This is a genomic window from Nocardioides humi, from assembly GCF_006494775.1.
GTDB classification, from domain to species: domain Bacteria; phylum Actinomycetota; class Actinomycetes; order Propionibacteriales; family Nocardioidaceae; genus Nocardioides; species Nocardioides humi.
This window is the reverse complement of the sequence record NZ_CP041146.1, coordinates 4,407,149-4,433,926: the sequence shown is the minus strand read 5'-3', so window position 1 is coordinate 4,433,926 and position 26,778 is coordinate 4,407,149. Positions and strand designations below refer to the sequence as shown.

32 protein-coding genes and 1 pseudogene are annotated in these 26,778 nt (G+C 73.1%); 29 read left to right on the top strand and 4 right to left on the bottom strand.

Translation table 11 applies throughout. The features are described from left to right. Window positions 1-23: 23 nt before the first annotated feature. The 22 genes from FIV44_RS32525 to FIV44_RS30760 all read left to right on the top strand — a co-directional run bounded on the left by FIV44_RS32525 (window position 24) and on the right by FIV44_RS30760 (window position 16,580). Window positions 24-518, top strand: coding sequence for a FliG C-terminal domain-containing protein (locus FIV44_RS32525; RefSeq protein WP_246087056.1), 495 nt, complete (start codon window positions 24-26; stop codon window positions 516-518). After that, a complete protein-coding gene (locus FIV44_RS21540; protein WP_141006230.1) occupies window positions 502-1,155 on the top strand; it encodes a FliH/SctL family protein in 654 nt (217 codons plus the stop codon). Before FIV44_RS32525 ends, FIV44_RS21540 begins: the two co-directional genes overlap by 17 nt. After that, window positions 1,152-2,468 (top strand): FliI/YscN family ATPase, encoded by a 1,317-nt coding sequence (locus FIV44_RS21535; RefSeq protein ID WP_246086537.1) that lies wholly within the window; start codon window positions 1,152-1,154, stop codon window positions 2,466-2,468. Before FIV44_RS21540 ends, FIV44_RS21535 begins: the two co-directional genes overlap by 4 nt. After that, window positions 2,465-2,902 carry a hypothetical protein gene (locus FIV44_RS30765; protein WP_181410751.1) on the top strand — a complete coding sequence of 146 codons (438 nt, stop codon included), beginning with the start codon at window positions 2,465-2,467 and terminating at the stop codon, window positions 2,900-2,902. The genes FIV44_RS21535 and FIV44_RS30765 overlap by 4 nt, the downstream gene beginning before the upstream one ends. Then, window positions 2,899-3,843 (top strand): transglycosylase SLT domain-containing protein, encoded by a 945-nt coding sequence (locus tag FIV44_RS21530; protein ID WP_141006229.1) that lies wholly within the window; start codon window positions 2,899-2,901, stop codon window positions 3,841-3,843. Before FIV44_RS30765 ends, FIV44_RS21530 begins: the two co-directional genes overlap by 4 nt. Then, window positions 3,843-4,883 carry a flagellar hook-length control protein FliK gene (locus FIV44_RS33330; RefSeq protein WP_141006228.1) on the top strand — a complete coding sequence of 347 codons (1,041 nt, stop codon included), beginning with the start codon at window positions 3,843-3,845 and terminating at the stop codon, window positions 4,881-4,883. Before FIV44_RS21530 ends, FIV44_RS33330 begins: the two co-directional genes overlap by 1 nt. Window positions 4,884-4,908: 25 nt before the next feature. Beyond that, complete coding sequence (locus tag FIV44_RS21520) at window positions 4,909-5,403, top strand: flagellar hook assembly protein FlgD (protein WP_181410750.1); 495 nt, start codon at window positions 4,909-4,911, stop codon at window positions 5,401-5,403. A 14-nt stretch (window positions 5,404-5,417) separates the two neighbouring features. Beyond that, window positions 5,418-6,266: a flagellar hook-basal body complex protein gene (locus tag FIV44_RS21515; RefSeq protein WP_141006226.1), complete on the top strand. Its 849-nt coding sequence runs from the start codon at window positions 5,418-5,420 to the stop codon at window positions 6,264-6,266. Between the two features lie 97 nt (window positions 6,267-6,363). Further along, the gene (locus tag FIV44_RS21510) at window positions 6,364-6,666 is read left to right on the top strand and encodes a flagellar FlbD family protein (protein ID WP_141006225.1); all 303 of its coding nucleotides are present in this window, start codon (window positions 6,364-6,366) and stop codon (window positions 6,664-6,666) included. Continuing rightward, on the top strand, window positions 6,663-7,433 hold the full coding sequence (locus tag FIV44_RS21505; protein WP_141006224.1) for a motility protein A: 771 nt from the start codon (window positions 6,663-6,665) through the stop codon (window positions 7,431-7,433). The genes FIV44_RS21510 and FIV44_RS21505 overlap by 4 nt, the downstream gene beginning before the upstream one ends. A gap of 1 nt (window position 7,434) precedes the next feature. Further along, complete coding sequence (locus FIV44_RS21500) at window positions 7,435-8,427, top strand: flagellar motor protein MotB (protein WP_141006223.1); 993 nt, start codon at window positions 7,435-7,437, stop codon at window positions 8,425-8,427. Continuing rightward, window positions 8,424-8,861 carry a flagellar basal body-associated FliL family protein gene (locus tag FIV44_RS21495; RefSeq protein ID WP_246086535.1) on the top strand — a complete coding sequence of 146 codons (438 nt, stop codon included), beginning with the start codon at window positions 8,424-8,426 and terminating at the stop codon, window positions 8,859-8,861. The genes FIV44_RS21500 and FIV44_RS21495 overlap by 4 nt, the downstream gene beginning before the upstream one ends. 117 nt (window positions 8,862-8,978) lie before the next feature. Beyond that, on the top strand, window positions 8,979-9,902 hold the full coding sequence (locus tag FIV44_RS21490) for a flagellar motor switch protein FliM (RefSeq protein ID WP_246086534.1): 924 nt from the start codon (window positions 8,979-8,981) through the stop codon (window positions 9,900-9,902). Beyond that, window positions 9,899-10,693, top strand: a complete 795-nt coding sequence (fliN, locus tag FIV44_RS21485) for a flagellar motor switch protein FliN (protein ID WP_141006221.1) — start codon at window positions 9,899-9,901, stop codon at window positions 10,691-10,693. The genes FIV44_RS21490 and fliN overlap by 4 nt, the downstream gene beginning before the upstream one ends. A 4-nt stretch (window positions 10,694-10,697) precedes the next feature. Next, the gene (locus FIV44_RS21480; RefSeq protein ID WP_141006220.1) at window positions 10,698-11,108 is read left to right on the top strand and encodes a flagellar biosynthetic protein FliO; all 411 of its coding nucleotides are present in this window, start codon (window positions 10,698-10,700) and stop codon (window positions 11,106-11,108) included. Continuing rightward, entirely contained in the window at window positions 11,105-11,854 is a 750-nt protein-coding gene (gene fliP, locus FIV44_RS21475; protein WP_246086533.1) for a flagellar type III secretion system pore protein FliP, read from the top strand. Before FIV44_RS21480 ends, fliP begins: the two co-directional genes overlap by 4 nt. 8 nt (window positions 11,855-11,862) lie before the next feature. Next, a complete protein-coding gene (locus FIV44_RS21470) occupies window positions 11,863-12,132 on the top strand; it encodes a flagellar biosynthetic protein FliQ (RefSeq protein ID WP_141006219.1) in 270 nt (89 codons plus the stop codon). A gap of 8 nt (window positions 12,133-12,140) precedes the next feature. Further along, window positions 12,141-12,908 carry a flagellar biosynthetic protein FliR gene (locus tag FIV44_RS21465; RefSeq protein WP_141006218.1) on the top strand — a complete coding sequence of 256 codons (768 nt, stop codon included), beginning with the start codon at window positions 12,141-12,143 and terminating at the stop codon, window positions 12,906-12,908. A gap of 3 nt (window positions 12,909-12,911) precedes the next feature. Further along, complete coding sequence (locus FIV44_RS21460; protein ID WP_246086532.1) at window positions 12,912-13,937, top strand: EscU/YscU/HrcU family type III secretion system export apparatus switch protein; 1,026 nt, start codon at window positions 12,912-12,914, stop codon at window positions 13,935-13,937. Beyond that, window positions 13,919-14,050, top strand: a complete 132-nt coding sequence (locus FIV44_RS33325) for a hypothetical protein (protein ID WP_281285753.1) — start codon at window positions 13,919-13,921, stop codon at window positions 14,048-14,050. The genes FIV44_RS21460 and FIV44_RS33325 overlap by 19 nt, the downstream gene beginning before the upstream one ends. Window positions 14,051-14,254: 204 nt before the next feature. Further along, window positions 14,255-16,324 carry a flagellar biosynthesis protein FlhA gene (flhA, locus tag FIV44_RS21455; RefSeq protein WP_141006217.1) on the top strand — a complete coding sequence of 690 codons (2,070 nt, stop codon included), beginning with the start codon at window positions 14,255-14,257 and terminating at the stop codon, window positions 16,322-16,324. Between the two features lie 109 nt (window positions 16,325-16,433). Next, window positions 16,434-16,580 carry a hypothetical protein gene (locus FIV44_RS30760; RefSeq protein WP_181410749.1) on the top strand — a complete coding sequence of 49 codons (147 nt, stop codon included), beginning with the start codon at window positions 16,434-16,436 and terminating at the stop codon, window positions 16,578-16,580. On the opposite strand, the gene FIV44_RS21450 is transcribed toward FIV44_RS30760, so the two are convergent. Then, window positions 16,561-17,703 (bottom strand): sensor histidine kinase, encoded by a 1,143-nt coding sequence (locus tag FIV44_RS21450; RefSeq protein ID WP_141006216.1) that lies wholly within the window; start codon window positions 17,701-17,703, stop codon window positions 16,561-16,563. The two genes, FIV44_RS30760 and FIV44_RS21450, sit on opposite strands and share 20 nt — an antisense overlap. A gap of 127 nt (window positions 17,704-17,830) precedes the next feature. Then, on the bottom strand, window positions 17,831-18,271 hold the full coding sequence (locus tag FIV44_RS21445) for a YiiD C-terminal domain-containing protein (protein WP_181410748.1): 441 nt from the start codon (window positions 18,269-18,271) through the stop codon (window positions 17,831-17,833). Between the two features lie 68 nt (window positions 18,272-18,339). Between FIV44_RS21445 and FIV44_RS21440 the strand changes: the two genes are divergently transcribed. Continuing rightward, window positions 18,340-18,792, top strand: coding sequence for a hypothetical protein (locus FIV44_RS21440; protein WP_141006214.1), 453 nt, complete (start codon window positions 18,340-18,342; stop codon window positions 18,790-18,792). A 3-nt stretch (window positions 18,793-18,795) separates the two neighbouring features. Here FIV44_RS21440 and FIV44_RS21435 read toward each other — a convergent pair whose 3' ends face one another. Together FIV44_RS21435 and FIV44_RS21430 are read right to left on the bottom strand one after the other, a co-directional pair. After that, window positions 18,796-19,608, bottom strand: a complete 813-nt coding sequence (locus FIV44_RS21435; protein ID WP_141006213.1) for an alpha/beta fold hydrolase — start codon at window positions 19,606-19,608, stop codon at window positions 18,796-18,798. Between the two features lie 132 nt (window positions 19,609-19,740). Then, on the bottom strand, window positions 19,741-19,884 hold the full coding sequence (locus FIV44_RS21430) for a DUF2200 family protein (RefSeq protein ID WP_141006212.1): 144 nt from the start codon (window positions 19,882-19,884) through the stop codon (window positions 19,741-19,743). Window positions 19,885-19,920: 36 nt separating this feature from the next. On the opposite strand from FIV44_RS21430, the gene FIV44_RS21425 reads away from it, so the two are divergent. From FIV44_RS21425 to FIV44_RS21400, 6 genes and pseudogenes are all read left to right on the top strand, one after another. Continuing rightward, on the top strand, window positions 19,921-21,921 hold the full coding sequence (locus FIV44_RS21425; RefSeq protein ID WP_219996130.1) for an MFS transporter: 2,001 nt from the start codon (window positions 19,921-19,923) through the stop codon (window positions 21,919-21,921). 144 nt (window positions 21,922-22,065) lie between these two features. Beyond that, window positions 22,066-22,353 (top strand): annotated as a pseudogene (locus tag FIV44_RS34165) (hypothetical protein); the annotation flags it as partial. Next, complete coding sequence (locus tag FIV44_RS21415; RefSeq protein WP_219996129.1) at window positions 22,241-23,860, top strand: flavin-containing monooxygenase; 1,620 nt, start codon at window positions 22,241-22,243, stop codon at window positions 23,858-23,860. The pseudogene FIV44_RS34165 and the gene FIV44_RS21415, both read left to right, overlap by 113 nt. Continuing rightward, window positions 23,857-25,059, top strand: coding sequence for a CaiB/BaiF CoA transferase family protein (locus tag FIV44_RS21410; RefSeq protein WP_141006210.1), 1,203 nt, complete (start codon window positions 23,857-23,859; stop codon window positions 25,057-25,059). Before FIV44_RS21415 ends, FIV44_RS21410 begins: the two co-directional genes overlap by 4 nt. After that, on the top strand, window positions 25,052-26,032 hold the full coding sequence (locus tag FIV44_RS21405) for an alpha/beta hydrolase (protein ID WP_219996128.1): 981 nt from the start codon (window positions 25,052-25,054) through the stop codon (window positions 26,030-26,032). Before FIV44_RS21410 ends, FIV44_RS21405 begins: the two co-directional genes overlap by 8 nt. After that, the gene (locus FIV44_RS21400; protein WP_219996127.1) at window positions 26,029-26,769 is read left to right on the top strand and encodes a FadR/GntR family transcriptional regulator; all 741 of its coding nucleotides are present in this window, start codon (window positions 26,029-26,031) and stop codon (window positions 26,767-26,769) included. Before FIV44_RS21405 ends, FIV44_RS21400 begins: the two co-directional genes overlap by 4 nt. Window positions 26,770-26,778 lie beyond the last annotated feature (9 nt).

Genomic DNA, 26,778 nt, shown 5'->3' with positions numbered 1-26,778 from the left:
ATGGACCGGACCTCCCCGAGATCGTGCGTACCGTCGAGGCCGTCCTCGAGCGGAAGCTGTCGTCGATGCTCCAGCCCGCCGAGGTCTCGCGGGTCGGCGGCGTGGACCCGCTCGTCGACATCATCAACCGGTCCGACCGCCCGACCGAGCGGCAGATCGTCGAGGGCCTCGAGGGCCTCGACCCCGCCCTGGCCGACGAGGTCCGGAGCCGGATGTTCATGTTCGAGGACATCGTCGGGCTGGACGACCGCTCGGTGCAGCAGGTGCTGCGCCAGGTCGACACCGCCGAGCTGGCCCTCGCGCTCAAGGGCGTCAGCGAGTCGGTCCGCACCAAGATCACCGCGAACCTGTCCGAGCGCGCCGCCGAGAACCTGCTCGAGGAGGTCGAGCTGCTCGGCGCCGTCCGCCTGGCCCAGGTGGAGGAGGCGCAGCAGGCCGTCATCCGCACCATCCGCCAGCTGGAGGAGCAGGGCCAGATCATGGTCCGTCGAGGGAACGACGATGAGTTCGTCCTCTGAGCTGCGTCTGCCCGAGCTGCGGGTCGGCACCTGGACCCGGCTCGGCAGCGGCAGCGTCCTCGGCGACGAGGTCACCGAGAGCCTGCTCGACGGGATCGCGACGCAGACGCGGGATGCCGCCCGCGCCCAGGGGTACGCCGTCGGCTGGGCCGAGGGGCGTCGTACCGCCGCCGAGCGGGCGGCCGTCGAGGAGACCGAGCGGGCAGCCGTCCATGCCGAGGCGGAGGCCCGGCGCGAAGCCGAGCACCGCGCCGCGCTCGACGCCCTGGGCCGGGCCGCCGAGGAGGTCAGGGGGCTGCTCGACGAGCTGGCCCGCGCGGTCGAGGACCAGGCCGTCGACCTCGCCTGGTCGCTGACCACCACCCTGATCGGCGCCCAGGTCGCCCGCCTCGGCCCGAAGGACGTCGTCGCCCGGGTGCTGCAGGTGCTGCCCCCAGGGGCGGTCGGCCGGGTCCGGCTGCATCCGTCGGCCGCCTCCTCGGCCGCCGCGCAGGATCTCGTCGACCGTGGGCTCGAGGTCGTCGCCGATCCCGCGCTCGGTTCCGTCGACGCGCTGGTCGAGGGCGTCGACGGCTCGGTGGTCGACCTCCGGGTCCGCGAGGCGATGGCCCGGGTGCGGGAGGTGCTGTCCCCGTGACCACCGCCCTGTTCCCCACCGGCCTGCGCGAGGCGGCCGCCGCGGCCGCCGCTCCCCTGCACCTCGGCACCGTCTCCGAGCTGGTCGGCCTGCACCTGGAGGTCCGCGGCCTGCCCGGCGCGGCGCTCGGCGACCTGCTGGAGGTGCGGACGGCGACCGGCCCGCTGCTCGCGGAGGTCGCGGCCCTGCGACCGGGCAGCGCCGTCTGCCTGCCGCTCGGCGCGACCGCCGGCGTCCGCGCCGGCGACCTGGTCCGCGCCACCGGCGGCCCACTGCGGATCCGGGCCGGCGAGGCCCTGCTCGGGCGGGTGCTCGACGGGCTCGGGCGGCCGGTGGACGGGGGTCCGGAGCTCGGGTCCCTCGAGACGGTGTCCACCGAGCACGCGACGCCCGACGCGCTCAGCCGGCCCCGGATCACCGAGCCGCTCGGCTCGGGCGTGCGCGCCCTCGACGCGCTGGTGCCCGTCGGCCGCGGCCAGCGGATCGGGATCATGGCCGGCTCCGGCGTCGGCAAGTCCTCGCTGCTGTCGATGATCGCCCGCGGCACCGACGCCGCCGTCAACGTGATCGCCCTGGTCGGCGAGCGCGGCCGCGAGGTCCGCGAGTTCATCGACGGCGACCTCGGCCCCGAGGGCCTGGCCCGCTCGGTGGTCGTCGTCGCCACGTCCGACGCCCCGGCCGTCGAGCGGCTGCGCGCGGCGTTCACGGCCACCCGGATCGCGGAGTGGTTCCGCGACGGCGGACGCGACGTCGTCCTCATGATGGACTCGCTCACCCGGGTCGCCATGGCCCAGCGCGAGATCGGCCTGTCGGCGGGCGAGCCGCCGGCCACGCGCGGGTACCCGCCCAGCGTCTTCGGCCTGCTGCCGCGGCTCCTGGAGCGCGCCGGCACGTCGGCGGCCGGCTCGATCACCGGCATCTACACCGTCCTCGTGGAGGGCGACGACCTGCAGGACCCGGTGGGCGACACCGCCCGCTCGATCCTCGACGGTCACGTCGTGCTGTCGCGCGAGCTCGCCACGGCCGGCCACTTCCCCGCGATCGACGTCCTCGAGTCGATCTCGCGCGTGCACCGGGCGGTGACGACGCCCGAGCAGCAGCAGGCCGCGGCCCGGCTGCGCCGGATGCTCGCCGCCCACCGGTCCGTGCGCGAGCTGGTCGAGATCGGTGCGTACGTCGCCGGGGCGGACGCCGACGCCGACGCCGCCCTCGCGCGGCTGCCGCGGATCGAGGCGTTCCTGCGCCAGTCCATGGACGACATCACCCCGCGGCTCGACGCGTGGGACCGCCTCGCCGAGGTGGTCGCACCATGAGCCGGGTCCACCGTGAGGACCGCGGACTGGCCGCCGTGGCCCGGGTCCGCGAGGTCCGCGAGACCGACAGCCGGATCGGGCTGCAGCAGGTGCTGGCCGAGGAGGCCGCCCTGCACGCCCGGCTCGCCGGGCTGGAGTCGGCCATCGCCGGCTCCGCCCTCCCGGACGTCGCCACGCCGGCCGCGCTGCTCGCCGCCCGGACCGGGCTCGCCCACACCGGCATCCTCGTCGGCGAGACCCGCGCGCGGGCCGCGACCGCGGAGATCGTCACGACCGACGCGCGCGCCCGCTGGGGCACCGACCGCGCCCGGCTGGCCGCGGTCGAGCACCTCCTCGCGCGGCGGGCCGCCCGCCGTCGTACCGAGGACGAGCGGCGGGCCGCCCGCGACGCCGACGACCTCGCCGCGCAGCGCTGGCTGAGGGGACGGCCATGAGCATCGACAACGTGACCGCGCGGATCGCCGACATCCAGGCGCGGCTGGCGCCGTTCGCGACGGTGCGGACGTCGAGCGCCGGTGGGAGCTTCGCGACCGAGCTGACCAGCGCGCGGGTGGCCGGGACGGCGACCGGCACGGTGACCGGCGAGGACGTGGTCGCCGAGGCGCGCAAGTACCTCGGCCTGCCGTACGTCTGGGGCGGCACCGACCCCACCAAGGGCATGGACTGCTCCGGGCTGGTGCAGGTGGTCTACCGCAACCTCGGGTACGAGCTGCCGCGGGTGTCCAACCAGCAGGCCGCGGCCGGGCGACCGGTCGCCAGCATGGCCGAGGCGCAGCCGGGCGACCTGATCGCGTGGGACAACTCCAGCCGCAACCGGGGCGTCGACCACATCGCGATCTACATCGGCGACGGCAAGATGATCGAGGCGCCGCGTACCGGGCTCGACATCCGGGTCGTCGACGTCCCCTCCACGCCGGACGTGATCCGGCGGATCATCGACCAGCCCGCTGCCGGCTCGGTGACCGCTCCGGCTGCCGCTCCTGTCGCCGGGCGGGTGACCACCGGGACGCCGTACGCCGACCTGATCGACGCCGCGTCCGCGCGGACCGGCGTGCCCGCGAACCTGATCGCCGCCGTCGCGCGACAGGAGTCGGGCTTCGACCCGCGCGCGGTCAGCTCCGCCGGCGCGCAGGGCCTGATGCAGCTGATGCCCGGCACCGCCCGCGGCCTCGGCGTCGCCGACCCCTTCGACCCCGCCCAGGCCATCGACGGCGGCGCGCGACTGCTGCGCTCGCTGCTCGACCGGTTCGGGCGCACCGACCTCGCGCTGGCGGCGTACAACGCCGGGGCCGGGGCGGTCTCGCGCTACGGCGGCATCCCGCCGTACCGGGAGACGCAGAGCTACGTCCGCAACGTGATGGCGATGGTGAGCTGATGAGCATCACTCCGTTCCTGCCGGCCGTCGTGGCCGCGGTCCCCGCCGACGCCGGTACGACGGCCGACGGGTCCGCCGACCGGCCCGGCGACCAGCCCGGCGACCTGGGCGCGGCCTTCGGCGACGCCCTCGCGGCGGCACTGCTCGCCGGCGTGCCGATGGCGGTCACGCTGCCTGCTCCGCCTGCTCCGCCTGCTCCGCCTGCTCCGCCTGCCCCGGCTGTGACCTCTCCGAGCGCCCCGGCGCCGGTGGTCGCACCCACCGCCTCGGCCGCGGGTCCTGTCGCGGACCTCCCGACGCCCTCCCCCGAGGCTCCCGCGGTCGTCACCGCTCCTCTCCCGGCGTCCGCCGAGCCGCCCGCGCGGCCGGTCGCCGACGCCTCCCGTCCGGCGACCGCCGACCCCGACCCGAGCCCGCCGGCCGCGTCGCCGGAGCTGCCCGGGATCGCCGCCGCTGCCGCGCCGCGTACCTCACCCGCCCCGGCGCCCACCGTCGAGCGGGCGGTCGTGCAGCAGGTGTTCCCGGAGGTCACCCGGCTCGTCACCAGCACCCCCACCGACCGCCCGGGCACGCACCGGCTCACCCTCACCCTGCAGCCCGCCCAGCTCGGGGAGGTGCGGGTGACCCTGGTCGTCAAGGACGGGGCGGTGCAGGTCCGGCTGGCGGGCAGCGCCGCGGACGCAGCCGGGGACGCGGCGGTGCACCGGGCGCTCAGCTCCGGCGTACCCGAGCTGCAGCGGCTGCTCGAGCGGTCCGGGGCGAGCGAGGCGCGGGTGTGGGTCCGCGACCCGCTGGCGCCGATCAGCGCGCCACCGGTCGCACCCGCAGCGCCACCGAGCGACCTCGGTGCCGGCCAGGCCGGCGGGGACGCCTCGGCCGACTCAGGGCGATCCGGCGGTCGGGATCGCGGGGACCGACCACCGCCCGACGACCGCCACCCCTCCGCGCCCCATGCGAATTCGTCGTACCAGCGCCGAAATCCGGACGAAAACGCATGGGGCGCGGCAGCCAGCACCGGTCTCGTCGACCGGACCATCTAGGAGGAGGAGGAGGAGGAGGAGCAGCATGTCGATCACCCCGACCGAGGGCGTGCGGTACGGCGTCAGCACCAACACCGGCAGCACGGCCAGCACCAACGGCTTCGGCGACCAGCAGGTGTTCCTGGAGCTGATGGTGGCCCAGATGCGCTACCAGGACCCGCTCAACCCGACCGACTCCTCGCAGTTCATGGCGCAGACCGCCCAGTTCACCGCGCTGGAGAAGATGCAGGCCGTCGCGGACCAGACCGCGATGCTGCTGAGCACCCAGCTGGCGTTCGGCGCGAGCTCGCTGATCGGCCAGACCGTGCGCTGGTACGACGAGACCGGCGCCGAGCAGAGCGGCACCGTCCAGGGCACCACCTACCTCTCGACCGGGCCGGTGCTCAGCGTCGACGGCACGGAGGTCCCCATCACCGACGTGATCAGCGTCGGCACCGCTCCCACGATCAAGGCGCCCACCCCCAGCGGTGGCACCACCTACGTGCCGCCGAGCGGCACCCCGTCCACCACCACCGCCTGAGAAGGAGAAACAGAATGCTTCGCTCGCTCTTCGCCGGGATCTCCGGCCTCCGCGTCAACCAGACCATGCTCGACGTCACCGGCAACAACATCGCCAACGCCAACACCACCGGCTTCAAGGCCTCGACCACGGTCTTCTCCGACACGCTCAGCCAGATGCTCACCGCGGCCTCGGGCGGCAACGCCGGGCGCGGCGGCACCAACCCGATCCAGGTCGGCCTCGGCGTGCAGCTCGCGGCGACCATGACCAACTTCGGCCAGGGGTCCGCGCAGCTGACCGGCCGGCCCACTGACGTGATGCTGCAGGGCGACGGCTTCTTCGTGCTGCGCGACGGCCAGGAGAACGTCTACACCCGCGCGGGCGCCTTCACCTTCGACCAGACCGGCACCCTGGTCGCCCCCAACGGCATGCGGGTCCAGGGCTACGAGCTCGACGCCGCGGGTCTGCCCACCGGCGCGCCGACCGACGTCGACCTGCACATGATCGACAGCACCCTGCCGCCCGGCGTCGAGCTGACGTCGTACTCCATCTCGGCGGACGGCAAGGTCCGCGGCGTCTTCTCCGACGGCGTGCAGCGCGACATCTGCCAGCTCGCCGTCGCGGACTTCACCAACCCGATGGGCCTGGAGAAGATCGGCGACACCGCCTACCGCGCCTCCGCCAACTCCGGCGCCGTCCAGCTCGGCGTCGCCGGCGAGGGCCAGCGCGGCCAGATCATGGCCGGCGCCCTGGAGATGTCGAACGTCGACCTGTCCGCCGAGTTCACGAACCTGATCCTCGCCCAGCGCGGGTTCCAGGCCAGCTCGCGGGTGATCACCACCAGCGACCAGGTGCTCGAGGAGCTGGTCAACATCAAGCGCTGAGGTACGACGCCTCAGCCTCCCGGCCGCCCGGCCGATGGGAGCAGCGGAACGCCACGGACGGCGTCCCGTACCGATCCACGCACACGGAGGTGCCGCGGTGATCTCGCTGACCCGACTCTCGGGGACCACGTTCCTGCTGAACGCGGACCTCGTCGAGCGCGTCGACTGCACCCCGGACACCGTGGTGACGCTGGTCGACGGCACCAAGTACATCGTGGCCGAGTCGCTCGACGAGGTGCGCGCCGCCGTCGTCGACTACCGCTCGGCCATCGTGGCGCGCGCCGCCCTGCCGGACGCGGCCTCGCTGACACCGGCCGGCCCGAGCCCGCGGGCGCGCCTCAGCGCGGTCCCGCCGCCCAGCCGCACCCCCGGCGACCGACACCGCGGAGGAACGTCATGAAGGACCTCGCCAACGCGGTCGGCATCGGCGCCGCCCTGGGCGTCATCATGCTCGCCAACATCCTCGAGGGCGGCAGCCCGGCGAGCCTGTTCCTGCTGCCGCCGATGCTGCTCGTGTTCGGCGGCACCCTCTGCGTCGCCGTCGCGGGCGGGACCATGAGCGACGCCAGGAACGCCGTGACCTCGGTCAGGACCGCGCTGTTCGGCAAGGTGGCCTCCTCGGCCGACGTCGTCCCGGTCATCGTCAGCCTCTCCGACGCCGCGCGGCGCGAGGGGATGCTCGCGCTGGAGGGCCGGGTCGCCGACATCGACGACCCGTTCCTCGTCAAGGGCGTGACCCTGGCCGTCGACGGCGTCGACCCCGACGAGCTGCGCGACATCCTCGAGGCCGAGCTGCACGCGAAGAAGGCGGTCGACAAGCACTCGGCGAAGTTCTTCACCGACGCCGGCGGGTACGCCCCGACGATCGGCATCGTCGGCACGGTGATGAGCCTGGTCCACGTGCTCGAGAACCTCGCCGACCCCGGCGCGCTCGGGCACAGCATCGCCGCGGCCTTCCTCGCCACGCTCTGGGGCGTGCTGAGCGCCAACGTGCTCTGGCTGCCGATCGCCGCCCGGCTCAAGCGCCTCAGCGAGCTGGAGTGCACCCGGATGGAGATCGTCATCGAGGGCGTCGCCGCCGTCCAGGCCGGCGCGAACCCGCGCGTCGTCGCCCAGAAGCTGAAGTCCCTCCTGCCGGTGCAGGAGCAGGTCGGCGAGGCCGCGTGACATGTCGCACGCGAAGCGCGGACGGCGCCAGGTCGAGGAGGAGCACGAGAACCACGAGCGGTGGCTGGTCTCGTACGCCGACATGATCACGGTGCTGATGGCCCTGTTCATCGTGATGTTCGCGATGAGCCAGGTCGACGAGCAGAAGTACCAGCAGCTCAAGGACGGGCTCGCGGTCGGCTTCGGTCGCGAGAAGTCGATCCTCAACGGCGCCAGCCCGATCAGCAACAGCAAGGGCACGAGCGACCCCGGCGAGGCGTCGTACCAGATGCTGCTCGCGCAGGTCCCCGAGGCGCAGCGCGAGACCGTCACCAAGGTCCTCGAGGAGTCCGACCGGCTGCGCAACGAGCGCGCGCACGGCGAGGCCCGGGCCGAGGTCGACCGGCTGCTGGAGGTCTGGAAGCGGATCGACCGGGCGCTGCGCGAGCAGGGCCTGCGCGACGACGTCCGGGCCACCATCGACGAGCGCGGCCTGGTGGTCAGCCTGGTCTCCCAGCACGTCGTCTTCGAGCCCGACATCGCCGAGCTCACCGACCGCGGCCGCCGCGTCGTCGACACCATCGCACCGGTGCTCACCGAGCTGTCGGAGCCGATCGAGCTCGACGGTCACACCAACCAGGAGCCGGTCAGGCCGAAGTACTACCCCTCCGACTGGGAGCTCTCGCTCGCCCGCGCGGCGCACGTGCTGCACCGACTGGAGGACGATCACGCCATCCCGGCCCGCCGGCTGCGGGCCACCGGCTTCGGCCACACCAAGCCCCTCGTCGACCCCGCGCGCGCCGGGTCGCAGCGGGTCAACAAGCGCGTGGACATCCTCGTGCTCAGCCAGCAGCCCGCCGAGACCCGCGCCCTCATGGGCCAGGCGTACGACGAGCTGCGGCGCGAGGCCGGTCTCGACGGCCTCCCGGCCGACCCCGCCGGCGACGGCACGGGCAGCGACCCCGCCGCCGGCGCCGCCGGTCCCACGCACCCCCGAGGAGAGGATCGATCGTGACCACGACCGTCGCCGCACCCGCGGCCAGCGCAGAGACCGCGCCCGCCAAGGGCGGCCGGGGCCGCATGATGGGCATCGCCGTCCTCCTCCTGGCGCTGCTCGGAGGAGGAGCGTGGTTCTTCGTCCTCAAGCCGTCCGGCGAGTCAGGCCCCAAGCCCGGCGAGGTCGTCTCGCTCGAGGCGATCCAGGTCAACCTGGCCGGCGGGCACTACCTGCGCCTGGGCATGGCGCTCCAGCTCACCGACTCCGCCCACAAGGTCGAGGGAAGCAAGGCGCTGGACAGCGCGATCACGGTCTTCAGCGGGCTGCCGGTCGGCGAGGTCAACAAGCCCGAGGTCCGCGAGACCCTGCGCAAGCAGCTGGTCGACCGGCTGCACGAGCGGTACCACGGCGACGTGATGGAGGTGTACTTCACCGAGTACGTCACCCAGTAGCGGAGGATCCGGGACCCCACCCGGGACCCTGCGTAGCCCGAAGTGACCACGGGACCCTGACCGCCCGGCGTCCCGGTGACCCCTCAGGTCCGTGCACGCGGCGACGATGGGCTCGTCGTGACCCTCCAGCGGCCGCGCCGCCGACCTCGCACGGCCGACCCCACGCCGTACGACTTCCGGCGACCCATCCAGCTCTCGCGCGAGCACCAGCGCACCCTGCAGCTCGGCTTCGACAGCTTCGCCCGCCAGGCGACGACGGTGTTCACCAGCTCGCTGCGCACCGTCTGCACGGTCACCCTCGCGGGCATCGAGCAGCGCACCTACGCGGAGTACGTCGACAGCCTCGGCCCGTCGACGTACATGACCCTGTTCAGCGCGGACCCGATCCCCGGCACCGGCGTGCTGGAGATCCCGCTGTTCGCGACGATGTCCTGCCTGGACCACATGCTCGGCGGGCCGGGCTCGGAGGAGCAGCCGGACCGGCCGCTGACCGAGATCGAGGACACCGTGATCCGGGGGCTGGTCGAGCGGCTGCTCGGCGAGATGAGGTACTCGCTCGACGGGATCGTGACCCTCGAGCCGAACGTCACCGGCGTCGAGTACAGCCCCCAGTTCGCCCAGGTCGCCAGCGCCGCCGACGTCATGGTCGTGCTCACCCTGGAGCTCAGGATCGGCGAGCAGGCGCACCGGATGTCGGTGTGCCTGCCGTTCAGCGGCCTGCTGCCGCACCTGGCGATCGCGGCCGGCAACGGCGCCGTCTCCGACCGCGAGCGGGCCCAGCGCGCGCACTCGGCCCACCTGCTGCAGGAGCAGTTCCACCGGGTGCCGGTCGCGGTCGCGGTGCGCTTCCGGCCGCTGCCCGTGGACCCGGGCACGCTGGCCGACCTGCGCCCCGGATCGGTGCTGCGGCTCACCCACCCGGCGTCCGCGCCGCTGGACGTGACCGTCGCCGGCAACACCTTCGCCCACGCCACCCCCGGCGCCCGCGGCCAGCGCCTGGCCGCCCTCATCGTCACCACGCCCGAGGAGTCCTCGTCATGACCAGCACCCTGGAGCCCACCCAGCTCGCCGAGGCGGTCGCGGTCGCCGCGGCGGCCGCGCTGCCGGCCGTCACGCCGCTGACGCCCGGCCCGGCGCAGCCCGGCTCGCCGCACGTCACCGCCGCGTTCGCCGGCGGCGCGATCGCCGAGCTCGACGGCGGCGTGCCCGGTGCGGTCGTCGTCCTGGTCGGCACCGAGCTGGTCGAGGCACTCGCCGGCAGCCCGCTGGGCGCGCTAGACCTCGCCGCCGCCGTCCAGCCGGCCCTCGACGCCGCCGCCCGGCGGCTCGGCGCCCACGCCCGCGGCGCCCGCTCGGTCGACCTCGACGCCGAGGGATTCGACGTCACCGCCGAGCTGGGCGGCCCGTTCAGCACCGTTCCGCTCATCGGCGCGGGCATCGCCGCCGCCGTCCTCGTGCCCGAGGCCACCCTCGCCGGTGCCCGGGAGCCGATCGCGGACGACGCCGTCCCTGCCGACCCGGCAGCCGTGACTGCCGAGGAGCCCGCGCCGTTCGTCCCCGCCTTCGGCGCCACGACGGCGCCCCCGCGCGGCCTCGAGCTGCTCCACGGCGTCGACATGGAGGTGACCGTCGAGCTCGGCCGGACCCGGATGACGGTGCGCGACCTGCTCGCGCTCACCCCGGGCGCCGTGCTGGAGCTGGACCGCGCCGCCGGCAGCCCCGCCGACCTGCTCGTCAACGGCCGCCTCGTCGCCCGCGGCGAGGTCGTCGTGGTCGACGAGGACTTCGGGCTGCGGGTCACCGAGATCCTCGACGCGAACGCCGCGGTCTGACGCGATGACGGACAGCGCGGGCGGCGTGGGCCTCGGCGAGCTGGCCATCCGCCTGGTCGGCTCGCTGGCGCTCGTCGTCGGGCTGCTGCTGCTCATCGCCCGGACCGTCAACCGCCGGCTCAAGGCGCCCGCCGGTGCCGCCGTCCAGGTCGTGCACCGCCAACCGCTGGGCCGCGGCCAGGCCGTCGCCGTGGTCTCCGTCGGGACCCGGGTGCTCGTGCTCGGCACCACCGAGCAGCAGGTGACCCTGCTCGCCGAGGTCGAGCCCGACGAGATCGGGCTGGACCTGACCGCGCCCGAGCCGGGCAGCGACCCGCCCGTCGTACCCGACTCCGCTCCCCTGGCCGGCTCGGTCCTCTCCCCGCAGACCTGGAAGGACGCCATGGCGGCCGTGACCGGGAAGCGGGCGTCGTGACGACCCTCGCCCGGATCGCGCTCGTGCTGGCCGAGCCGGTGGGCCCCCACGGGCCGAACGGCCCCGGCACGGGCGGCGGCACCGTCCAGATCGACCTGTCGGGGATGACCGACAAGCCCAGCCACAGCCTGCTGGTGTTCCTCGCGCTGACGCTGCTCAGCCTGCTGCCGGCGATCGTGCTGACCTGCACCAGCTTCACCAAGATCCTGGTGGTGCTCGGCCTGACCCGCAACGCGCTCGGCCTGCAGCAGACCCCGAACAACCAGGTGCTCGCGGGGCTCGCCCTGTTCCTGAGCCTGTTCATCATGGCGCCGGTGCTCTCGCAGATCAACGACGAAGGGGTGCAGCCCTATCTCGACGGCGACAAGACGACCGCGGTCGCCTTCCACGACGGCATGGAGCCGCTGCGGGCGTTCATGCTCGACAACACCGACGACGGCGAGCTGCAGCTGCTCACCAGCGTCGCCGACCGCACGCTGCCCGAGAACCGCGACGACGTGTCGACCGCCACCCTGATCCCCGCGTTCGTGCTGTCGGAGCTCAAGGACGCGTTCATCATCGGGTTCATCATCTTCATCCCGTTCCTGGTCATCGACATCGTCGTGAGCGGGGCGCTGATGAGCCTCGGCATGATGATGATGCCGCCGGTGATGGTGTCGCTGCCGTTCAAGCTGCTGCTGTTCGTGATGGTCGACGGCTGGGCGCTGGTGATCAAGTCGCTGGTCGCGTCGTACGGGACCGGGTGAGGCCGGCCATGACCGACACCGCGATCATCGAGATCGCCCTCAAGACGATGCTGGTGGCGCTGAAGCTGGCGGCGCCGATCCTGGCGACGTCCCTCGTCATCGGCTTCACCATCTCGCTGTTCCAGTCGATGACGCAGATCCAGGAGTTCACACTCGCGTTCGTGCCGAAGCTCGTCGGCGTCGGGGTCGCGCTGCTGGTCTGCGGGAACTGGATGCTGCACACCCTGATGGCCTTCACCCGCGAGCTGTTCGACATCCTCCCCGGCCTGCTGGCCTAGGAACCGCCGTGGTCCTCTCCGTCGACGGTGCCGCCCTCAGCGCGCTGCTGCTCGCCTCGGTGCGGGTCGTGGCGTGGCTGGTCGTCGTACCTCCCTTCGCGTCGCGGGGCATCCCCACGACCGCGAAGGTGATCCTCGCCCTCGGCCTCTCCCTGGCGATGGCGCCGACGCTGGCCGCCCAGGAGCTGCCCGGTACGACGCCGGGGCTGGTGCTCGCGACCGCGTCCCAGGCGCTGATCGGGCTCGGGATGGGCTACGTGACGATGCTGCTGTTCTCCGCGATCGGCGCGGCCGGCTCGCTCGTCGACGTGTTCGGCGGGTTCGCGCTCGCGTCGGGGTGGGACCCGCTCGCGATGAACTCCAACACCGTCTTCGGGCGCTTCCACCAGCTGCTCGCGACCGCACTGCTCGTGGTCTCGGGCGGGCACCTGATCGTCGTCGGCGGGCTGCTCAGCACCTTCCGGTACCTGCCGCTGACGGGCATGCCCGACATCTCCAGCTGGGACGGCGTTCTGCTGACGGCGTTCTCGATGTTCTTCACCGTGGCCGTGCAGATGGCGCTGCCGATGATCGCGGTCCTCTTCGTCGCCGACCTCGCGCTGGCGCTGCTCACCAAGGTCGCGCCGCAGCTGAACGCGCTCAACGTGATGTTCCCGGCCAAGGTCGGCCTCACCCTGCTGCTGCTCGGCCTGTCCTTCCCGATGCTGCCCGGCGCGCTCGACCGGCTCGTGGAGTACGCCAACCAGGCGATGGCCACCATGGCGGGAACGGGCTGACCCATGGCCGGTGCGAGCGAGGAGAAGACCGAGAAGCCCACGCCGAAGAAGCGGAAGCAGGCCCGCAAGGACGGCCAGGTCCCGCGCACCCCCGAGCTGGGCGGCTGGCTCGGCCTGCTGATCGTGTCGCTCGCGATGGGACCGCTGCTCGACCACGAGCTGAACGCGCTGCGGACCATGATGGCGACGTCGCTGCGCTCCGCGGAGCGCCCCTCGGTGTCGCTGGCGACGACGCTGCTCGGCGACGCCGGGAGGCACATGTTCGTCAGCCTGCTGGTGCTCGGCTCGATGGTGCTCGTGATCGGCGTGGTCTCCGCGCTGGCGCAGGGCGGCTTCTTCCTCTCCCCCAAGCTCGCGAAGCCCGACCCCAAGAAGCTCGACCCGTTCAAGGGCGCGAAGCGCCTGCTCGGCCCGCACGCCCTGTGGGAGGGCGTGAAGGTCCTCGGCAAGAGCTCCGTCGTCGCCTTCCTCGCCTGGGGCGCGGTGACGTCGATGATGCCGCTCGTCGGCGGCCTGCTGCCGATCCACGTCGTCCTCCACGAGGTCAGCGCCGAGGTCTCCCGCCTCATCCTCACCGTCGCCCTCGCCGGCCTCGTCATGGCCGCCGCCGACTACGCGATGATGCGGCGCCGGATCGGCAAGCAGCTGCGGATGAGCCACAGCGAGATCAAGCAGGAGCACAAGCAGGCCGAGGGCGACCCCCTCGTCAAGGGCGCCATCCGCGCGCGCCAGCTGGCCGCCGCCCGGAACCGGATGATCGCCGACGTCGCCACCGCCGACGTACTGCTGGTCAACCCCACCCACGTCGCCGTCGCGCTCCGCTACGACCCCGACCGCGGCGCCCCGCGCGTCGTCGCCCGCGGCGCCGGCGCCATCGCCGCCCGGATCCGATCGGTCGCGGCGGAGGAGCGGGTGCCGCTCGTCCAGGACGTGCCGCTGGCCCGCGCGCTGTACCGGCACTGCCAGGTCGGCCACGAGATCCCCGCGAGCTGTGGGCCGCGGTCGCGCAGGTGCTCGCGTTCGTGCTGAGCCGCCGCAACGCCGGCCAGTACGGCGGCGAGCACCGCACCCCTCGTCGTACCGACGACCTGCCGGACGTGCTCGCGCTCTCCCGCCGGCGCCGGGTGGCGGGAGGTGCATGAATCCCCGGACATCCGGGGATCCATACGGTTGTCAGGGGTTGCAACGCCTGACAAGTGCATGAATCCCCGGACATCCGGGGATTCATACGGCGCGTCAACCCCTCATCCACAGCCCCACTCTGCCGATGGAGCGTACGACGCCAGGACGGCGCCAACCCGCAGTGCCACGGACGGCGCGCCCGGTCGAGAGGCTGTATCCGCCGCATGTCCGTGAAGTCGCTGACCCGGCTCGGTGTCCCGCTGGGCATCGTGCTGATCGTCGTGATGCTCGTCGTGCCGCTGCCCGCGGTGGTGCTGGACCTCATGATCGCGCTCAACATCACCGGCGCGCTGCTGGTGCTGATGGTGGCCATGTTCATCCACAAGCCGCTGGAGTTCGCGGCGTTCCCGTCGGTCATCCTGGTGATGACGCTGTTCCGGCTGGCCCTCAACGTCAGCGCGACCCGGCTGGTGCTGCTGGACGGGTACGCCGGCAAGGTGATCGACACCTTCGGCCACTTCGTCGTCGGCGGCTCGCTGGTGGTCGGGCTGATCGTGTTCGCGATCCTGCTCGTCATCCAGTTCGTCGTCATCACGAACGGTGCCGGACGGGTCGCGGAGGTGGGCGCGCGGTTCACGCTCGACGCGATGCCGGGCAAGCAGATGGCGATCGACGCGGACCTCAACTCCGGGCTCATCGACGAGGAGGAGGCGCGGCGGCGGCGGGCGGAGGTGCACGCGGAGGCGGACTTCCACGGTGCGATGGACGGTGCGTCGAAGTTCGTCAAGGGCGACGCGATCGCGGCGATCGTGATCACCCTGGTCAACCTGCTCGGCGGGTTCGCGATCGGCGTGGCGCAGTACGGCATGCCGTTCGGCGAGGCGATCAACACCTACTCACTGCTGTCCATCGGCGACGGCCTGGTCTCGCAGATCCCCGCCCTGCTGCTGTCCGTGGCGACCGGCCTGATCGTGACCCGCGCGGTCGCCGACTCCGACATGGGCTCCGACATCGTCAGCCAGGTGTTCCAGCGCAAGATGCCGCTGCGGGTGGCGGGCTTCGGCGCGCTGGCGCTGTGCGCGATCCCGGGCCTGCCGAAGCTGCCGTTCCTCGTCGCGGGCGGCCTGATGCTGCTGGGCGCGAGCCGGATCGACGAGTCCACCGGCGACCGTACGGCGGGCGCCGACGCGGACGCCACCGCCGGCGAGCTGGCCCAGGTGCCCGACACCCCCGAGGCCCTCATCGACGAGATCCGGGTCGACCCGCTCGGCCTGGAGCTGTCGGCCGACCTCATCGACCTCGTCGACAGCCGCTCCGGCGGCGACCTGCTCGACCGGGTCAAGGCCCTGCGGCGGAAGGTGGCCGGCGAGCTCGGCATCGTGATCCCGCCGGTGCGCACCCGCGACAACCTCGAGCTGCCGGCCAACACCTACGCGATCACGCTGTACGGCGCCGAGGTGGCCCGTGGCGAGGCCCCGCGCGGCACGGTGCTGGCCATCGGCGAGTTCCTCGGCTCGCTGCCGGGGACGCCGACCCGCGAGCCGGTCTTCGGGCTCGACGCGAAGTGGATCCCCGCGGAGATGCGGCACCAGGCCGAGATCGGCGGCGCGACCGTCGTCGACCGGGCGTCGGTGGTGACCACGCACCTCGCCGAGGTCGTCCACCAGCACGCGAGCCGCCTGCTCGGCCGTGAGGACGTCCGCCTGCTCACCGACGTCGTCAAGCGCACCCACCCGGTCGTCATCGAGGAGCTCACCCCGACCCAGCTGCCGCTCGGCGAGGTGCAGCGCGTGCTGCGCGCCCTGCTGGAGGAGCGGATCCCGATCCGCGACCTGGTCCGGATCTTCGAGGCGCTCTCGGTCCGCGCCGCGGTCGGCAAGGACCTCGACGGCCTGGTCGAGGCGGCCCGCGCCGCGCTCGAGCCGGCGCTGGCGGCGCCGTACGTCAAGGACGGCGTGCTGCACGCGATCAGCCTCGAGCCGCTGCTGGAGCAGCAGATGCTCGAGGGCCTCCGCCCGACCGAGCAGGGCGCGGTCGTCGTCCTCGACCCCGACGTCGCGCAGCAGCTGCTGCTCGGCCTCGCCCAGGTCGCACAGGCCGCGGAGAACAGCGACGTGCGGCCGGTCCTGGTCTGCGCGCCCGCGCTCCGGGCCGCCGTACGCCGCCTGGTGGCGCCCACCGTCGAGCGCCTCCCCGTCTTCTCGTACGCCGAGCTGGGCGCGGCCCACGAGGTCCGGTCGGTGGCCGTGGTGTCGGCGACGGGCGCCCGGCCGGCGCTGGGGGCGGGCGTCTGATGTTCGACCTGCGCGTGTTCCTGCTCGCCGCGGTGGTGGCCTCCCCGCGGCGGTCCGCGCCCTGCAGGGCGAGCTGACCCTGGACGAGGCGCTGACCCGGCTGCTCGTCGTGATGGTCGCCGCCACGGCGGCGGCGCTCCTGGTGCGGGCCCTGTGGCCGCTGCTGGCCGGACCGGCGCCGGAGGCGCTGGAGAGCGCGCCCGACCTGCCCGACGAGGCGCGGGACCTCGAGGGGCTCAGCCCACAGCCGGAATGACCCACTCCAGGGTGGTGCCCTGACCGGGCGCGGAGGTGACCTGCAGGTGACCGCCGAGGTCCTCGGCCCGTCCGCGGAGGTTGCCGGTCCCGTGGCCGGTGCCCGCGACGGCCGGGTCGAAGCCGAGCCCGTCGTCGACGACCCGCAGCCGGAACCACGCCGACGACGCGGTCAGCTCGACCGTCGCGGAGCCCGCCCCGGCGTGCCGGGCGACATTGGAGAGCGCCTCGCGCAGGGTGCCGAGGACGTGGCTGCGGGCCTCGGGGACGAGCGCGCGGTCGACCGGTCCCTGGATCCGCAGCAGCGGCTGGAAGCCCAGCACGCCGGCGTACTCCGCCAGCAGGGCGCGGACGTCCTCCAGCAGCGGGCGGCCGGAGCCGGAGCCGAGCTCGAAGATCACCGAGCGCAGCTCCTTGATCGCGCCGTCGAGCTCGGCGACGGTGCCGTCGACGCGGGTGCGCAGCTCGGACGCGTCGAGGTCGCGCGCCCCCTGGAGCTGCATCCCGGTCGCGAACAGCCGCTGGATGACCAGGTCGTGGAGGTCGCGCGCGATCCGTTGGCGGTCGCGCGCGACGAGAAGGCGGGCCTGCTCGCGCAGCGCCTCCTGGCGGTCCAGGATCAGGCCCACCTGAGAGGCCGCCACGGCGGCCAGGTCGAGCATGATGCCGCGCAGGACCGGCCTGTCCTCCACCCGATCGATCACGAGGACGCCGGGATCGGCCAGCCGCGTGGGGACGGGGACGACGAGCGTCGTCGGGTCGCCGACGCTGCCGACCTCCTGGGCCGCGCGCGTGCGCGCGACCTCGCCGACGACCTCCGAGAGCGACTCGACGAGTCGGGGCGCCGCCTCGGTGTCGCCGAGAACCTGGCGCAGCTCCAGAATGCCGTCCGCGAGCCGCACATAGGCGACCAGCCGCGCGTCACACACCTCGCGCAGCGCCCGGCCGAGCTCGCCGACGGCATCCTCGGCCCGCCCGGTCCCGGAGAGATCGGCGTCGGTGAGCCGCCGCGACACCTCGAGGATGCGGCCGAGCACGGCGTGGAGATCCACGTCGGCGCCGATCGCAAGGACCGCGTCGAGCAGCGTGCGGGCATCCCCCGGCAACTCCAGGCCCGGATCCATCGAGCGTCGATTCCTCCCAGCGATCGCGGATCTCCCACGCTATCCCTTTACCTTGTCCGCGGCCACGCGCGCGTACGACGCCCATCGGCACCGGGAGCGGGATCCTGAGCGATACCGGCCCGAAGGCTCAGAACCGGCGCAGCTGGTACTGCCCGCGGGTCCGGGCGACGACCGTGCCCTCCTCGTCGGTGACCTCGGCGACCAGCTCGAAGTCGGACTTCCCGCGCTCGGCGTACTCCGCCAGGATCCGGTCGATCTCCGCGTCCTCGAGCCGCGCGCGGGAGGTGACCGCGGTGGTGGCGGGGCGCAGGAAGTCGATGGTCATCGACTTCACCAGGGGCACGCCGCCCTCGGCGACCAGCGAGGTGCGCGGCAGCAGCCCGCCGAGCACCTCGGCCACGGTGAACAGCGAGCCGGCGTACGCCGTGCCGAAGTGGTTGACGTTGGGCCCGGCCGGGATCCGCGCGGCGACCACGTTGCGGCCCGCCTCCACGACCTCGACCTGCATGGCGTCGAGGACCGGGATGATCCGGCGTACGTCGGCGGTGAGCTCCTGGAGGTCGGTCACGGTCACAACCTAGTCATCACGGTCGTGCCCGGTGCACAACAGGGGCGGACAAGGCGGGACATCCGCCCATGTCCGGGCCACGCCCGGCGCGAGGACAGTCGACGGATCGGTCCCTCGGCAGGACGGCGGGCCTGCTCGACCAGGGCATCCGGTTCGTGGTCCGCGACCACGACTCCGGCGGCGACCGCACCGACGAGGTCCTGGCCCAGGTGCTCGGCCGCCGGGTCCGCGGCGGATCGGCCCCCACCGACCTGATCAGCGGGCTGCTCCGCGCGCCCGGCCAGATCGCCCAGCAGCTCGTGGGCGAGGCGGCGCCCGCGCCGGAGCCGACGAAGGCGAAGGCGAAGAAGGGCAAGAAGAAGGGACAGAAGGGGCCGAAGAAGGCCAAGGACCAGCCGTCGGCGAGGGACGCCGAGCTCGCCGAGCTGCGCGCCCAGGTCGCCGAGCTGACCCAGGCGGTGTCGATCCTGGTCCAGGACCGGCTCGACGAGCGCGCCGCCGCGCAGGACGACGACGCGTAGGGCTCAGGCGACGTCGTACGTCGCCCCGCCCAGGCGCGGGTGCGCGGACCCCTCCAGCAGCACGCCGGCGACCAGGTCGACGTCGTCGATCATCGGGACGTGGCCGCACCTCGGCAGCGTGATGTGCTCGGCGTCCGGGAGGGCACGGCGGGCGCGGCGGGCCTGGTAGGGCAGCAGCACGAGGTCGCGGGTGCCCCAGGCGACGGTGACCGGGATGGCCGGGTCGATCGGCCGGTCGAACGGGAAGCCGCCGTCGATGATCGTCTCGAGCGCCGGTCGCGCGTGGACCAGCCCGCGGAGGTCGCCGAGGGCCGCGTCGGGGCTGAGCCTGTGGCCCTTGGTCATCAGCAGGCCGAAGGCGGCGGCGCGCCCGGGTGCGGTGCCGAGGATCGCGGGCGCCACCGGCTGCGCGAGCGTGGCGGCGCCGGTCAGCAGGGTGAAGACCGCGCGGATGTAGGCGAAGTCGACCTTGTTGCGCCAGAACCCGGCCGGCGCGAGGGTCGTGGCGCTGCTGACCAGGTCGTCGGCCGCCGCCTCGAGGGCGATCCGGCCGCCGAGGGAGTTGCCCGCGATGTGCGGCCGGTCGAGACCCTGCTCGGCGAAGAAGTCCTCGAGGATGTCGCGCAGGATGTCGCGCACCGGGCGCCCGTCGGGCACCAGCGCCGCGGACTCGCCGTGGCCGGGCAGGTCGATCAGGACGACCTCGCGCTCCTCGGCAAGCCGGTCGACGACCGGGTACCACGCCTGCCGGCGATGCCCGATCCCGTGGACGAGGACGAGCGGCTCCCCGGAGCCGATCCGTTCGTGGGCAAGCATGGCGACCTCGCTTCCACGCACCGACGCTGGCGCGATAGATAGGTGCAACTGAGAGTTGCGGATACCGAGAGTATGGGAGGTGCTTGCTGGGCGCAAGCACCTGTTCGCGCTCCCGGACGGGACCCGCGCGCGTCAGCCCCGCAGCGCCTTCTCGTCGAAGCCGGTCAGCCGGCCGACGACCTGGTCGAGCTCCACCCTCGAGCGGCCCCTCCTCTCCACCCTCGTCGCGTAGTGGGGGTAGACCGACGCGAAGGAGGTCGAGAAGGTACGGTGCACGCATCGCAGCGTAGTTGAAGAAGAGGTGCCTCCAGCGTGGTCGTCGAACCGGTCCGGCCACGCACCAGCCCCGCCGTCGTCGTCGCGATGCTGTCGTGCTGCGGCATCGTGGTCTCGCTCCAGCAGACCCTCCTGCTGCCGCTGCTGCCGGACCTGCCGCGACTGCTCGGTACCTCGGCCGACAGCGCCTCGTGGCTGGTGACGGCGACCCTGCTCGCCGGCGCGGTGGCGACACCGACGATCTCGCGGCTGGCCGACATGTACGGCAAGCGCCGGATGATGGTCGTCGCGCTGGTGGTCTCGGTCGCCGGCTCCCTGCTCGGGGCGGTGAGCCAGGCGCTGCCGCTGCTCATCGGCGCCCGGGCGCTGCAGGGCGTGGGCGTCGCGCTGATCCCGGTCGCCATCGCGATCATGCGCGACGAGCTGCCCCGGGACCGGGTGCCGCTCGGCGTCGCGCTGATGAGCGCGACCCTGGCGATCGGCGCCGGCGTCGGGATGCCGCTGTCCGGCCTGATCGTCGAGCACATGGACTGGCACGCGTCGTTCTGGCTGACCGGCCTGGTCGGGGTGGTGCTGATCGCCGGCACGCTGACCCTGCTGCCGGAGTCGCCGGTGCGCACCAGCGGCACGTTCGACCTGCGCGGAGCGATCCTCCTCTCCGTCGCGCTCACCGCCGTCCTGCTCGCGCTGTCCAAGGGCGGCCAGTGGGGCTGGACCGGGCCGCGCACCCTCGGCTGTCTCGCCCTCGGCGTCGTCGTGCTCGCGGGGTGGATCCCACTCGAGCTGCGGACGCCGCGCCCGCTGGTCGACGTACGCGTGGCCGCTCGCCGCTCGGTCGCCCTGGTCAACCTGGCCTCGGTGTTCGCCGGCTTCTCCATGTTCGTGAACATGCTGGTCACCACCCAGCTGCTCCAGATGCCGAGGGAGACCGGGTACGGTCGCGGCCTCGACGTCCTCCACACCGGCCTCTGGATGGTCCCCAACGCCGCGGCGTTCGGCGTGATGGCCCCGGTCTCGGCCTGGCTGACCCGCCGCTTCGGGCCGCAGGTGACGCTGGTCGGCGGCTCGCTGCTGATGGGGGCGACGTACGTCGGGCGGGTCTTCTACAACGCCGACCTCGCGCAGATCGTGATCGGCTCGGTGGTCGTCGGCACCGGCACCGCCATGGTGTACGGCGCGCTGCCGACGCTGATCATGCGCGCGGTGCCCGTCACCGAGACCGCGTCCGCCAACGGCCTCAACGTGCTGCTCCGCTCGCTGGGCACGTCGACCGCGAGCGCCGCGACCGCGGCGATCACCACCGCGTCCGTGCTGACCGTCGGTGGGCGGGACCTGCCGACGCTCGGCTCCCTCGAGCTCCTCTTCTGGCTCGCCGCGGGCGCGGCGCTGGCGGCCGCGCTGATCGGCGTGCCCATGCTGCGGATGCGGGAGTACGCCGAGGCGGCCGACCGCTCCGGCGCCGAGAACACCGGCCGCGCGCAGATCGTCAAGGGCCAGGTGCTCAGCCTCAAGGGCAACCCGATCCGCCACGCCGTGGTGACCGTGCTGACCCCCGACGGCCGGGCCGTCGACTGGGGCCAGGCCGACGGCGAGGGGCGGTTCACCGCCGCGGTCCCCGAGCCGTCCGACTACCTCGTGGTGACGTCCGCGGACGGCTGGCGCCCCCGCTCCCGGATGATGACGCTCGACAGCGCGGCGCCGATCCCGCCGATCGTGCTGCGTGAGCGGCTCACCCTGCGCGGCACGATCCGCGACAGCGCCGCCCGGCCGGTCGCCGACGCCCTGGTCGTCCTCACCCGCAGCACCGGCGAGCTGGTCGCGACGGTGCGGACCGACCACGAGGGCCAGTACGAGGTCCCCCGGCCGCAGAACGGGCGCTACGTCCTCACCGTCGTCGGCCCCGGCGAGGCCCTCGGTGCCCGCACCCTCACGGTGTGGGAGGAGGCCCGGGACTTCGACCTGGTGCTCGGCACGCCACTCGGCGCCGACGTCTCCGACCGCACCGTCGACCCGGGATCATCTAGCCTGCCCACATGAGCGACAGCGACGTCTCGTCAGCCCGCCAGCACACCCTCGGCGACCTGCCCCGTCGCACCGCCCAGCGAGAACGTCGCGAGCCGCGAGGTCGAGGAGGCGACCTACACCCACCCCGACGTCGCCGAGGTCGCCGTCTTCGGCGTCAGACACCCGCGCTGGGTCGAGGCGGTGGCCGCGGTGGTCGTGCCGCGCGGGCGCGTCGCTGACGTCCGACGACGTGCTCGCCCACGCCGACCTGACTGTCGACGCCTTGTGACCCTCTCCGCAACAATGCTAATATTCATGAGCATTATTTGTGGAGAGGACTCAAGCGTTGCGCGTGACAACCCCGGCCGAGCTCGACGTCCTGGTCGTCGGCGCCGGCTTCTCCGGCCTCTACGCCCTGCATCGGCTGCGCATCCTGGGACGCAGGGTGCACGTCATCGAGGCTGACGACGACCTCGGTGGCGTCTGGTACCGCAACCGCTACCCCGGTGCCCGCTGCGACATCGAGAGCGTGGACTACTGCTACTCCTTCGACGACAGCATCGTCCAGGAGTGGACCTGGACCGAGCGCTACCCGGCCCAGCCGGAGATCCTGCGCTATATCGAGTTCGTCGTCGACCGGCTCGACCTGCGCTCCGGCATCACCTTCGACACCCGGGTGACCGAGCTGCACTGGGACGACGGGGACGCGCTGTGGCGGGTCGCGACCGACCGCGGCGACCGTCTGACCGCCCGACACGTGATCATGGCCAGCGGCCAGCTCTCCACGCCGCGGCTGCCGGACATCGAGGGGATCGCCGACTTCGCCGGCGTCCTCGCCCACACGGGCGACTGGCCCCGTGAGGGTGTCGAGCTCAGCAGCAAGCGGGTCGGCGTGATCGGGACCGGCTCCTCGGGCGTCCAGGCCGTTCCCCAGGTCGCCCGGCAGGCCGGCCACCTCTCGGTCTTCCAGCGCACCGCGCACTACGCCATCCCGGCGCGCAACCACGACCTCGACCCGTCGTACGTCGCCGAGCTCAAGGCCCGCTTCCAGGAGTACCGCGAGATCGCGCGGCACCACCCCGGCGGCACCCACCGGCACATCGGCACGGAGTCCGCCCTCGACGTCGACCCGGCCGCGCTGGAGGAGACCTTCCACCGGCACTGGGAGCACGGCGGACCCGACATCCTCGCGGCCTACCGCGACTTCCGCACCGACGAGCGCGCCGCCGAGAAGGCGGGCGAGTTCGTCAAGGAACGCATCCGCGAGATCGTCGCCGATCCCGAGACCGCCGAGAGGCTGTGCCCGAAGGGCTACCCGTTCGGCTCCAAGCGGCTGGTCCTGGAGATCGACTACTACACGACCTTCAACCGCGACAACGTCTCCCTCGTCGACGTCGCCACGGACCCGATCGTCCGGGTCGACGGCAATGCGGTCGTGCTCGAGAGCGGCGCCCGGCACGAGCTCGACGTGCTCATCGCCGCCACCGGCTTCGACGCCCTCACCGGACCGCTCTTCGCCATCGACATCCGCGGTGTCGGCGGCCGGACGCTGCCCGAGGCCTGGGCCGACGGACCACGCACGTTCCTCGGCATCAGCACCCATGGCTTCCCCAACCTCTACATCGTCGCGGGCGCCGGCAGCCCCTCGGTGCTGAGCAACATGCTCATCTCCATCGAGCAGCACGTCGAGTGGATCACTGACTTCGTCCAGTACCAGTACAAGTCCGGGATCGTCCGCGCCGAGGCGCGGTCCGAGGCCCAGGACCGCTGGACCCAGGAGGTGTACGACGTCGCCGAACCGACCCTCTTCATGAAGGGCAGCTCGTGGTACGTCGGCGCGAACGTCCCCGGCAAGCCCCGGGTCTTCATGCTCTACCTCGGCGGGGTCGGCCACTACCGGGACGTGTGCGACCAGGTCGCGGCCGACGACTACGCCGGCTTCACCCTCGACCGAGCGAAGGACCCAGCATGACCGCGACGCAGGGACCCCTCGCCGGGGTCCGGGTGATCGAGGCCGGATCGATGTACGCCGCACCCACCGCAGGCCGGATGCTCCGCGACTTCGGCGCCGAGGTGATCAAGGTCGAGGACCCGACCCACGGCGACTTCGCCCGGCAGTGGCAGCCGGCCCACGAGGGGATGGCGATCGGCTTCGCCCGGCTCAACGCCGGCAAGCGCTCGGTCGGCTTGGACATGCGCCGCCCCGAGGGCCGCGACGTGCTCAGGCGTCTGATCGCGGACGCCGACGTCCTGATCGAGAACTTCCGTCCGGGCCGGATGGAGGCCTGGGGCATGTCGTACGACGAGCTGAGGAGCGTGAACCCCGGCCTGGTGATGACCAGGGTCAGCGGCTTCGGCCAGACCGGGCCGTACCGCGAGCGCCCGGGCTTCGGCACCGTCGCGGAGACGGCCAGCGGCTACGCGTTCCTCAACGGCTGGCCGGACACGCCGCCGACCGCGCCGCCGTTCGGCTTCGCCGACTCGATCGCCGGCATCTCCGCGGCGTACGGCACGGCCATGGCGCTCTTCGAGCGGAGCCGCACCGGCGTGGGCAGCGAGGTCGACGTGGCGCTCTACGAGCCGCTCATGTTCATCCTCGGCGACGCGGTGCTCAACTACACCGCCAGCGGGGAGGTCATGCAGCGCCACGGCAACAGCTCCGGGGCCGCGTCGCCGCGGGGCATCTACCAGGCGGCCGACGGCGGCTGGCTCTCGATCGCCGGCTCCAACCAGGCGATCGCGATGCGGCTCTTCGAGGCGATGGGCCGCATCGACCTGCAGACCGACGAGCGCTACTCCACCAATGTCGCCCGGATGGCCAACAACGAGTCGCTGCAGGAGATCGTGATCGACTGGGTGGGGCAGCGCCCGCGCGCCGAGGTGCTCGCGATCCTCGACGAGTTCGAGGTCGTCGCGGCCCCGGTGAACGACTCCAGCGACATCGTCGCCGACCCGCACTTCACCGAGCGCACCCTCACCGCCCTCACCGGCAGCCCTCTCGGCGCGCAGGCCCTCGTGCCCGGCGCGATCCTTCACCTGCGCGGCTTCGACGGCCCGTCGTACGACAGCGTCCCGACGGTCGGCGAGCACACCGCCGAGGTGCTGACCGCCGCCGGCCTGACCGCCGACGACGTCGCCCGCCTGGCCGCCGACGGGGTGGTCAGTGGCTGACCTGGAGGCCGGGCTGGCAGCACTCCGCGATGCCGCCACAGGGCCGCCCATGGTCAGCCTCTCCCCTGCCGAGGCGCGAGAGCGCGTGGTCGCCGGGAACCGCCTGTGCGCCGCGGGACCCGACGTCGCCGTCAGCGACCACGCGCCCGGGGACGGGCCGCCGGTCGCCGTGCGGGTCTACGAGGGCGCCGAGACGACCGCGACGCTCGTCTACGCCCACGGCGGCGGCTGGGTCACCGGCGACCTCGACTACTCCGACGAGCTGTGCCGGTTCCTCGCCCGGGACGCGGGCCTGCGGGTGGTCAGCGTCGACTACCGGCTGGCGCCGGAGCATCCCTTCCCCGCGCCGCTGGAGGACCTGGCGGGCGCCTGGCGCTGGGCCAACACGGAGTACGACGGGCCGCTCGGGCTCGGCGGGGACAGCGCCGGCGGCAACCTGGCCGCCGCGGTGGCGCTGCGCGGCGAGTCGGCGGCGTTCCTGCTGCTGCTCTATCCCGTGCTCGGGCTCCCGGACGGCACACCGTCGTACCGCTCCCGGGCGAGCGCCTTCCCCATCGGCGCCGCCGACATGCGGTGGTTCTTCACCCACTACCTCGCCGGCGCCGTCCCCGCCGAGCCGACCGCCGACCTGGCGCCGCTGCACGCGACCGACCTGGGCATGATGCCGCCCACGCACATGGTGCTCGCCGGTCACGACCCCCTTCACGACGAGGGCGCGGCCTTCGCGGCCGGCCTGCGCGCCGCGCGCGTGGCGGTCACGCTCGTCGAGCATCCCGAGCTGTGCCATGGCTTCCTCCGGTTCACCTCGGCCTCCGCCGCGGCCCGGGCGGCACGCTCACGCATCGTGGAGAAGATGCGGAGGATCGCCGGTCCGTCGCCCTTGCGGGCGAAGAGCACAATTGCTGCATATGATTCAACCGCGAGGCCGGGAGGTCCCCACCCCGACGCGGCGATAACCGAGGAGTGCCGATGAGTTCGACAGCGATGCGGCCGCAGAAGACGGCGATGCTGCTCGCCCAGCGCATCGTCGCCGACATCAATCGACGCGGCAACACCGTCGGCGACCGCCTCCCGCCCGAGCGGGTGATGCTCGAGGAGTACGAGGTCGGTCGTGGCACCCTCCGTGAGTCCCTTCGGTTCCTCGAGCTCCAGGGAGTCATCGCGCTCAAGCCCGGCCCCGGCGGTGGGCCGGTGGTCCAGCAGCCCGACGCGACCAGCCTGGCCACGTCGCTGACGCTCCTCCTGCAGTTCGCCAACGCACCCTTCCGCACGATCGCGGAGGCGCGCGGCGGCCTGGAGCCGATGATGGCGCAGCTCGCCGCGCAGCGGATGAGCGACGAGCAGCTGCTCGACCTCAGGGCGAGCGTGGAGAACATGCACGAGCACCTCGACGACCAGACCGTCTTCCTCGAGGAGAACAAGCGGTTCCACGACGTCATCGCCCACGGGTCCGGGAACGCCATGTTCGGCTACCTCGTGGACGCCCTGCTGGGCATCCTGGACGGATCGGCGATCGGCATCGACTATCCGGAGGTTCGCCGCGTGGCGGTCCACAAGGCCCACCTCAGCATCTACGAGGCCATCGCGGAGCGGGATCCCGCGGCCTCGGCCGAGGCGATGTCGGACCACATCCAGCAGTACCTCAAGTACGCCGAGAAGAAGTTCCCGGACGTGCTGGCCGCGCCCATCGTGTGGGGCACCGGTTCCTGAGCGGAGCTC